The following is a 10,469-nucleotide window of genomic DNA, read 5'->3' as shown; positions in this document are numbered from 1 at the left end:
TAAATAAAAAACGTATCTCTTCATAAAGAGATACGTTTTTTATTTATCACATGTCTTATTATATATAGTTCTTTATTACCTTAATAACTATACCATAAATAATTTAAAAGAGTTTCAACCTGATTCTTTACAAACTTAAGTCAATAATATCAACTCTATTATAGTGCAAAGGATATAAGCAATGATAAACTTAACCTTTTGTTTGCGCGCTCTATCATCATCAGAAATCTTAAGTCTATTTTCTAGGAAGCGCTTATCCCGGATTTGCAACAATAAACGTTTAATACGTTCTTGACCTTCAGCGGCATTACACTCGCCGCTATCAGAGGTCAAGGTAGCTTGCTGCATGAAGATGCGCCGATGGAGCTTGCGCATTTGAATCTTGATATTGTTATGAACAAACGCACTTTGCCACTGTTTTCTAGAGTCAAAATACATATATAAATATCGTGGTGTATTCATTAGTAGTAAAGAAAGAATAAAAATCCCCAAAGATATTAAGAAATATGTAGAGAATGAAAACTCTAGTGTTTCAGTTGGTAAGTAATGATGCGCAAAGATAAAGGTAAGCCATACACCGATCGGCATCAAGAGCACTGCCGCAATATCAATGGATCGAAGCCAACTAGTACGAATTGGAACATCTGGCACCGTAAATGTATCTACTGGATCATGAAATGCATAATAATCTATTTGCAATACCGATTGACTAGTTTGAGGATTAGCTAAAAGTACAGGGCCTACACTCCCTATGGAGCGTTCTGGCAAAGGTATAAACTTTTTAAGTTGCGTATTGGGTATTAAATCAAAGCGAATAATACCTTTTTTTTCAAAGCGTACGGTAGATCCCTTTTCGCCTAATGCAATAGGATTAAAAAAGATGCCAAAAAGACTAAGGAACCAGTTACCTAGTAAGTGTAAGATGGAATTTAAAATAAATCCACCCGTATCTAAATTCTCTGTATCGAGCCGAATTGCAAAGGATGATGAGTAATCATCAAACCATAAGTCTTCTAAAGTAAATTCAGCGGTAATCACATTCCCCCATTTAGTAATAATAGATAGGAATATTTGATTATTTGGTTCAAACTCAAAAGTTATAGAATAAAAGAACTTATGATTCCGAAGAGCAGCACGCAACATGCGATTAACCACGTCTTCTTCTATAGATAACAAACGATGATCAAATAAATCTTGTTCTAAAGGTACTTGTTGAACAGGGCTTACCTTTTTCACCGTCGTATCACTATCAGATAATGCTTCATCCACCAATGCTCGTAATTTGGTGAAGATTTTAGTCATAATCCCTCCAAGGGTAAAAAACAGCTTTTGATATACAAATTATACCATATATTGCATGATTTATCGATAAAAGACTACTACATATACTATTAAATATAGGTATACATAAAGCCCCTTTTACATAGTAAAAGGGGCTTTATTACTGCAGTTTAACATTCAGACTATTATAATTTAGTATTTATAATAGATAGTTTAATTGATATTTATTTTTATTGAATACTTGCCATGGATAGATAACAATATTCATAGAAGTGACCACGAAGGGCAATTAATTCTTCGTAAGTTCCATCTTCTATAATTTGACCTTTATCCATAAATAAGATACGGTCCATATGCTCTAATCCTTCTAACTGATGTGTAATATATAAGCATGTTTTATCCTGTACATATTCCATCAAATCACGATGCAGAGCCTTCCTCGTTACTTGGTCTAAACCTTCTAATGGTTCATCTAACAAAACAACTTGAGGTTTTCGCAAGAATAGTCGAGCTAAAGCAACCCGTTGTCGTTCGCCACCACTTAGACCATGACCACCACTACCAACAATCGTATGAATACCATCTGGCAAGCGTTCCACTACAGAGCGCAACGAAGCACGATCAATAGCATACTCTAAATCAGCTTCTGAGGCATCCGGTCTTGCTAGTCGAATATTATCTTCAAAGGACGCATGGAAAATATAAGTATCTTGCGTTATCGTGCCTAAAGCATTACGCCATGTATCGATAGAAATATCCTTTAACTCTACATCACCAACATGGATTGAGCCACTGTAGTCATATAATCGCTCAAGCATATTAAACAATGTAGTCTTACCAGATCCACTAGCGCCAACAATAGCAATCGATTGACCTTGTTTAATGTCTAATCTAAGATGTTCATAAATACGACGATGTGCATCATAACCAAAGGATACATCAGAAAATGTAATCTCTCGATTAGCATTAAATGGTTTTGGTGCGTTTGGTTCTACTACTGGAATTGGCTCATGTGCAAGTGCTGTGAGACGACTCGTAGCCACTTTACTTTCAGCACCATGATGAACGGCAGCGATCATAGGTTGTAAGGCCTCAAACCAAGCTTGTGTACCAATAGCAGCAACTGCTACCATAACACTGGCCCAAGCTCCGGTCAACGCATTGGCTGCCAATATGGCTACAATGACAACTGTAATTTGGACTCCACCTAGGAACAGCGTATTGCCTAAGTTCATACCTCGCTCGATAATACCTTTATTAGCATCCACAGTACTCATCATATGTTGAATACGATCGTATACTAACTGTTCATTGCCGTAGCTAATGACATCCTCCAAGCTATCCATGGTATCACTTAATAAGGATTTATATTCCCCTTGTTGAGGTCCAATCGCCGTCAACGATTGTTTGTTATGAGCATATACAACTAAAGGCAAAACTAGACCTAATATAAAGGCTGCTAAAACTATAGGCGCAACCAAACTATTATCAATCGTAGACACACCATAGGCAACTAAAATAGTTAAAGCAATGGCTGCTGCAGGCGGAATCAACGTACGCAAGTAGAAAAATTGTAGTACCTCTATATCCCCCATAATGCGGCCTAGCATATCCCCTGCACCAAAACGTTTAAGAATAGCCGGCGCCAATGGTTCTAAATGAGCATAAAACCATACACGCAAACCATACAGACCTTGGAACGCCATACGATGAGATGTATACCGTTCAAAATAACGACATACAGCACGACTAACACCAAAGAAGCGGACGCCCACAATAGCAAGGCTCAAATAAGTAAGTCCCGGTTGCAATGCAGCTGATGCCAATAACCACGCAGATACAGTTAATAAGCCCACATTCATAAATACCGTTAAGAATGTAAAAATCAAAGCTAATACTAACGACCACTTTGCAGGGCTCAGCACAGTAAATAATAATTTCCATCCTTGTATGCCCAGCTTAAAAGTTGAAACCTCAGGAGTCTGTATTGTATCTTTCCCCAATACGTAAGCATCTTGATTATCTACCCGAATTAAATTATCAATTTCTTCTCTATGTTCTAAGCTAAATGACTTTTCTGTTTTTAATTGTTCTTCAATAGTTGAAGAAAATTCACCTAAACCAGAGGTAACAAGGTCCTTAAAATAACCATCTACTGCGAGAAGCGTCGCATAAGAACCTTGTTGAATAATACGTCCATGTTTCAAAACGTATAGTGTAGATGCCCAATGCATCGTTTGTAGACGATGACCAATGATAATGACGATTTTATTATCCATCAAACGTTTGATAGCACTGCTGATAATAGCTTCTGTTTTTACATCAAGATGTGCCGTCACCTCATCGAGAATTAACACTTGTCCCTTTCGCAAAAATGCACGTACTAAGGCAACCCGTTGACGTTCGCCACCACTTAGACCTAAACCACCTTCTCCGATGACCGCATCAAGACCGTCAGCATGACGACTGATGACATCTAAGAGTTGAACCTCTTTACAAGCATCAAGAATTTCTTTATCACTTACATCCATGCCAAAGGATAGAACCTCACGCAAGGTGCCTTTCATAATGTGTGGATGTTGAGATACATAGGTAATTTGTTGGCGCCACCACTCAATATCGATGTCACATAGATCAAGACCATCTATAGTAACACTGCCTTTAGGAGCAGTCAAAAATCCCCCAATAATATGGGCAATTGTAGATTTCCCTGCCCCACTTTCACCAACAAGCATGATCGGAAAATTACGTTTAGCCACTAATGAAATATGTTGTACACCATTTTCGCTATCTTCATAGGTAAACGTTAAATCCTTAATTTCAATTGCTTGTACCTTACCTTTAAGTTGAGATTGACCACCTATAGGCAGCGATGGCTGGCGATTCATAAACTCTTCGTATTTTAAAATCGAGGTCTTACCTGCCATACCCGTATGGAATGCAGCCCCCAATTGTCTAAATGGCGTATAGAACTCTGGCGCTAATAGCAAAATAAAGAAAGCTGAAAAGAATGAGATTTCACCATCCAATAATGTTAAGCCCAGGTATACCGCAATCAATGCTGTACTAATAGTACTTACGAGCTCAAGAACTAGAGCAGATAAAAACGCCACACGCAATACTCGTAATGTAGAGTCTTTAAACTCCTCAGATAAACGACCAATAACCTTAATTTGATCCTTTGCACGACCAAAAAGTTTTAATGTTGTAATACCTTGCAATACATCAAGAAAATGACCAGATAAGAAACTCATACGCTCCCACTGTTCTTTATTAAGACGATCCGCTTGCTTACCAATTAAGATCATAAAGAATGGAATTAATGGTACGGTGATAATTAGAATGATACCAATAATAGGTAATGTATCTACAATAGCAATACCCATAATAAGAGGAATCATAATAGCATATAGAATTTGAGGAATATAACGAGCTACATAAGCATCTACTTGCTCTAATCCATCAGTAAGCATATGTATCACATCGCCATGGCGTTCCTTATGTTGCACACCAAGTTTAAACATATGCTCTAAGGCCCGTTCTCTAAAGGTTGCTTTTACTGCACTACCTAATCGATTTGCTACAGATTCTTGTATATAATGTGCTAGCAATCTTACAATAATAGCAATTCCTAAATAGATAATAGAATACCTTTCATCATGTAAGGTATTCTCTGAAAATATAAAATTATTAATTAAGGTTCCAAAGAACCAAGCTTGCCCAACAATGGACAGACTTTCTACTAAGCAGGTTAATCCCAGTAGTAAAAGCTGACCTTTATGTTCTAGCAGCGCTTTAAAAGCGGTACGCTGTATCATATTATCCTCTACGGTAAAACTACTAAAAATATAAACTCAAATTGATTAGATTTCCTCTATCTAAGTCGTACTCAGATTAAGCTAAACTATAATCTAATTGAGTCCAAATGAATCTAAATTTATCAATATTATTCATCTTACCACAAAAAAGAGGCGTGCCGCTACGGCACGCCTCACATTGAGACCTAAATTTTACAACTCACCAGAGTTATAAAGCTATTCTATTAATAGTGTAAGTCTTTTTCTGTTACACGATGACGGAATGTCCAGTATACCCAGCTTTGGTAAACCAAGATAATTGGCACAAATACAAAGGCTACACAAGTCATCAAAGTCAATGTGTAAGTAGAGTTACCTGCATTTGCAATAGTCAAGCTCCAATCAGGATTCAAAGAGGAAACCATGATGCGAGGGAATAAACCAGCAAAGTAAGCAGCCGTTACAGAAATAACGGTTAAGGAGCTAAATACAAAGCCCCATTTTGTATTACGAGTACGTGCAGCCCCCCAAGAAATGAGGAAGAACACGATTGCCAACGCAAAGCAAACAATTGCTAATACAGAGTTGAACAAATCTGTAAATACATAAGTTGCACCTACCAATGCTAATGCACCGATAGCTGTAGGAACACCTACCACCAAGGAAGCTGCACGAGCGCGTTCAGAAACAGCACCAGCAGTTTTGATAGAAGTGAATAAGCCACCATGGTATGTGAATACCAAGATAAATGCAATGCCACAAAGTACTGTGTATGGGCTTAACAAATCAAAGAATGTGCCTACATATGTCATGCTTGCATCAATTGGAGTACCTTGAATCAAGTTACCAACTGTAACACCCCACAACAATGCAGGAATCAAGGAACCAAAGAAGATGCAGTAGTCAAAAGTTTTACGCCATAACAAGTTAGGGCTCTTGGAGCGGAATTCAAAAGATACACCACGGATAATAAGAGCCGCAAGCATTAAGAATAACGCTAAATAGAAACCACTAAACAACGTAGCATATACATGAGGGAAGGATGCGAATAATGCACCACCTGCAGTGATCATCCATACCTCGTTACCATCCCAAACAGGACCCAAGGCATTAATCATTTGACGACGTTCAACGTCAGTTTTACCGATGAATGGTAATAAAATACCAGTACCATAGTCAAAACCTTCTAATAAGAAGAAGCCAGCGAATAGTACAGTAATTAAAATAAACCATACCACTTCAAGGTTATTAAAAATTAATTCCATAATCTCGCCTCCTCTTTTTCAACTACATCGTGAGATGGGTTACCATCTGGACCTTTTTTGATGTGTTCTACAGCAAGGTAGATAGCCGCAATAGCTGCTACGATATACACAAGTGTAAAGCCGATGATTGTAGTCATAATTTCTGGAGCTGTAACGGATTTAGAAGCGCCGTCTGCAGTTAATTGCAAGCCATATACAAGCCATGGTTGACGACCAGCTTCTGCTACAAACCAACCTGTGGAATGAGCAATGAATGGTAATGGCAGTGTCCAGAACATAATTTTTAAGAATGTGCGATTGCCAACTAATTTATCTTTTGCATTAAGGATAAGACCTACGAATGCAACAAGCAACATAATGGAACCAGCTGCAACCATGACACGGAATGTCCAGAAGATTGCTGGAACATCTGGAATATAGTTACCAGGACCATATTGAGCCTCGGATTTAGCTTGAAGATCTTTGATACCTTCTACTTTACCAGAAGTAAAGGAGTTTTGAGTTAAGAAGGACAAACCACCAGGGATTTCAAGTGCACCCGTATTCTTTTGAGCTTTAGTATCAATGTTAGCTACCAAAGAGAATGGAGCAGGATCTTGTGTTTCCCACAATGCTTCCATAGCAGCCATTTTCATAGGTTGTACTTTTGTAATGTATTGACCTTGATGATGACCTGCCAAAGCGCCTAAAGTACCGAATACAAGAGCAATAACCATGCCCCATTTAGCGGAACGACGGTAGAAGTCTGTCGCATTGTTGCGCAATAAGTGCCAAGCACTGATGGCCATGATAATTACGCCTGCTGTTAATAAACCATTTAACACGATATGGAAGAATTGGCCTGGTACATAACCATTTTGAACAATTGTTAAGAAATTATCCATTTCTGCACGGCCATTGCGGATTACATAACCTACAGGATGTTGCATGAAGGAGTTTGCTACGAGAATCCAGAATGCGGATAGGTTTGTACCTAATGCCACCAACGTAGCTACAACGGCATGAACAGTTTTATTCAAGCGGTCCCAACCGAAGATCCATACACCCATAAATGTAGATTCCAAGAAAAATGCCATTAATGCTTCAAGGGCCAATGGAGCGCCGAAAATGTCACCCATAAAACGAGAATATTCTGCCCAGTTCATACCGAAATGGAATTCCTGAACAATACCAGTTACCACACCCATAGCAAAGTTAATTAGGAACAATTTGCCCCAGAATTTTGCCATTTTTTTGTATACTTCTTTACCAGTAGACACATATGTCCACTCCAAGATAGCTACAGTCACTGTCATGCCTAGTGTGAACGGCACGAACAACCAGTGATAGATAGATGTTAGCGCAAATTGTAATCGAGCTAAATCTACAGCTTCAAACATGTGTTTTCCTCCTTAGAATAAAATACCTACATCACTTGATGAGCTTTCACTAAAAACCTTGTATCATTGCGCTTGTGAATATGGCAACGCTTCAGACTCAATCAACTGTTCACGTTGGGCAAGAGTTTTAAAGTTAACCATCTCCAACTGATTGATTAATTGGTCCTGAATTGTTCCCATCGCTTCATTGATAGCACAATGTCCCATACAAGACTTAGAGCAAGAACCTACATCATATAAACACCGTTGTAAATACGCATCCCCTTCTACCGCTCTAATTACATCGAGCAATGAAATCTCTTGAGGGTCTCGATTGAGGGCAAACCCACCATCTACACCACGAAAGGATTTCATAATCCCAGCTGCAATGAGACTACGCATAATCTTGAGCAAAAATCGTTCTGGAATCAATTCTTGCTCAGCCAATACAGAACCCGTTAGCTTCGTTCCCGAAGGTAAGAGCGCCATATGTAAGACCATGCGAAATGCATAATCCGTGGCCTGATTTAACTTCATAAGGTCTCCTTTCTCGTGCACTCGGACAAACGTATTACTAAATCTAGTATAATCGAAATAAAACAATACTGCAATGGTATTGTTTTATATATTGAGAATTAGCATATATAAATTTTAAGCCTATAAATTAGATTATACCTGAATATTTTTATATCCATAAAATCACTTTTTGATTTATATTATCAAAAAAGACTGCCCACGTATGAGCAGTCTTAATTTATTATTTTGTAATTTCACGAACAAGATGTGCCATTTCAGGAATGATGAGTTTACCCATTGCCAAAGTAACAGCACCTACAGAGCCAGGAACAGAGAACATTAACGTATTATTGTTCACCCCTGCTTCTGCACGAGAAGCCATTGCCTTAGTCCCAATATCTTCTGTATAGGACAAATATCTAAATATTTCCCCGAAACCAGGGATATGTTTCTCATAGAGACTATTGGCTGCTTCAATTGTTACATCACGCTTAGCAATTCCCGTACCACCTGTAGAGATGATAACATCAATAGATTCATCATTACACCATGGGATCATTGCATTTCTGATTTCATTGTAATCATCAATGACAATTTTACGATCTGCCACAATATGGTCTGCTTGTTCTAAAAATTCTTGTACTTTATTACCGCCTTTATCAGTTTCAAAGGTACGCGTATCAGAAACTGTTAAAATAGCAACACGCAAAGGTCTTGCTAATACTTCGTAAGACATAGTTCCTCCTAGAATAACGGAATAATAGATGCTAATGTAGGCCATCCATTATCACGTAAAAAATCACGTAATGACCATGTATAGTGAATAAATGGTGCACAATGTAGGCGTAACCAAAACGATAAGTACGGTGTGTCACCTTGGAATATAGCCAATCGATTTAAGGCATATAAATTATCGCCTGGCTGTACTGTACCTGGTTGTACTGTGAAAGCCATTTTGTAACCAGATTGTTTAGTTACATATTGAACGAGCATATCGTTAAACCCACCAGGATATGCTAGATACTCAATAGGCTCACCCAAAATCCCCTCCAAAGAAGTCTTCCCTCCAAGAAGAGCATCCGGTAATTCGGTAGGGTCAATTTTTGTTAAGATTTTATGATGATTTGTATGGCCTTGAATATCAAATCCACCCGCTTCCATTTGGTGCATTTGTTCTGTAGAAACAAAACCAGGCGTATTAGCTGCATCACTAATCATAAACAAGGTAGCCTTCATGTTGTATTCCTTTAAAATAGGCAATACATTTTTATAGTTATCTACATAGCCATCATCAAAGGTGATGACAATTGGCTTATTTGGTAATTCAGTACCATTTTCCAAATAATCATATAATTGAGCCAACGTAATCGTGTTATACCCCTGATTATGTATATATTCCATCTGTTCTCTAAACTGATCAACATGAAGCGTCAAAGCAGAATGCTTTTCATCATTCACTTGATGATAGTTTAGTACAGGGACACCATAAATCTTATAATCAGTAGACAGTCCCCACATAACGCCAAAAGAGATAGCTAAAATTGCAATACATATTGCGAGAAAACATAATATTTTTTTAATACAGCTCTTGCCATATTTATACATATAAACTAATCACTCCAATCCACTTAAGCATATAATGAGAATATCATACTTACTTTGTATTATCAAGAAAATCCCGTTCAAGAAATATTTTCTTATATATAAAGTATAAGTTATATATACATTTAACTTTACACACAAAAAAAGACACACCCTCAGGTGTGCCTTTAAGCAATCAGCGGCTTCCTATCACACTCGCCCATGGCAGTATTCAATACATTCTTTTTTTATGTACGGCACACTATTTTGGGCTTCGTCGAAGGTGATGTGTGGGCCCCATGCGTCGCTACGCTCCTCTGTGGCCTCACACCCTACCCTTCCCACGCCGTCCCATAGATTACTATCCATAGATAATACTTGTACAACCTTGGCTGGAGACGGCTCTAGCAGGAATTAGAATGTGCTCGTTAGAGCACAAAAATAGAGGGCCAACCCTTTAGGGTTGACCCTCTATTTTATGCTTAATCAGCAGCTTCCTATCCTCCCAGGCCGTCTCCAGCCAAGTACTTTCGGCGTTTATGAGCTTAACTACTGTGTTCGAGATGGGAACAGGTGGATCCTCATAGCCATCGCCACTGAATCTGTCAGAGTTTGTACTCTGAAAACCACATAGAAGTTATATATATATTTGTTGCACATTTCTGCTTAAT

Annotated in this window: 7 protein-coding genes and 1 rRNA gene; all 8 read right to left on the bottom strand. The window is 38.2% G+C overall.

The window, feature by feature from the left end; all coding sequences use genetic code 11:
• Positions 1 to 135: 135 nt before the first annotated feature.
• The 8 genes from O3607_RS09625 to rrf all read right to left on the bottom strand — a co-directional run bounded on the left by O3607_RS09625 (position 136) and on the right by rrf (position 10,399).
• Positions 136 to 1,302, bottom strand: coding sequence for a hypothetical protein (locus O3607_RS09625; RefSeq protein ID WP_024066368.1), 1,167 nt, complete (start codon positions 1,300 to 1,302; stop codon positions 136 to 138).
• A 209-nt stretch (positions 1,303 to 1,511) separates the two neighbouring features.
• On the bottom strand, positions 1,512 to 5,099 hold the full coding sequence (gene cydD, locus O3607_RS09620) for a thiol reductant ABC exporter subunit CydD (RefSeq protein ID WP_285365396.1): 3,588 nt from the start codon (positions 5,097 to 5,099) through the stop codon (positions 1,512 to 1,514).
• A gap of 224 nt (positions 5,100 to 5,323) precedes the next feature.
• Complete coding sequence (cydB, locus tag O3607_RS09615) at positions 5,324 to 6,343, bottom strand: cytochrome d ubiquinol oxidase subunit II (protein ID WP_024066366.1); 1,020 nt, start codon at positions 6,341 to 6,343, stop codon at positions 5,324 to 5,326.
• Entirely contained in the window at positions 6,334 to 7,722 is a 1,389-nt protein-coding gene (locus O3607_RS09610) for a cytochrome ubiquinol oxidase subunit I (protein WP_024066365.1), read from the bottom strand. The genes cydB and O3607_RS09610 overlap by 10 nt, the downstream gene beginning before the upstream one ends.
• Positions 7,723 to 7,785: 63 nt before the next feature.
• Positions 7,786 to 8,238: an Rrf2 family transcriptional regulator gene (locus O3607_RS09605; RefSeq protein WP_060924991.1), complete on the bottom strand. Its 453-nt coding sequence runs from the start codon at positions 8,236 to 8,238 to the stop codon at positions 7,786 to 7,788.
• 220 nt (positions 8,239 to 8,458) lie between these two features.
• Positions 8,459 to 8,953: a molybdenum cofactor biosynthesis protein B gene (locus tag O3607_RS09600; protein WP_060924992.1), complete on the bottom strand. Its 495-nt coding sequence runs from the start codon at positions 8,951 to 8,953 to the stop codon at positions 8,459 to 8,461.
• Between the two features lie 8 nt (positions 8,954 to 8,961).
• Positions 8,962 to 9,822 (bottom strand): polysaccharide deacetylase family protein, encoded by an 861-nt coding sequence (locus O3607_RS09595; RefSeq protein WP_323758615.1) that lies wholly within the window; start codon positions 9,820 to 9,822, stop codon positions 8,962 to 8,964.
• Between the two features lie 460 nt (positions 9,823 to 10,282).
• Positions 10,283 to 10,399: ribosomal RNA gene (gene rrf, locus O3607_RS09590) — 5S ribosomal RNA — on the bottom strand.
• Between the last annotated feature and the right edge of the window lie 70 nt (positions 10,400 to 10,469).

This window comes from Veillonella sp. 20925_1_51 (assembly GCF_041431445.1).
Taxonomy (GTDB): domain Bacteria; phylum Bacillota; class Negativicutes; order Veillonellales; family Veillonellaceae; genus Veillonella; species Veillonella nakazawae.
This window is presented reverse-complemented; position numbering and strand designations above follow the sequence as displayed.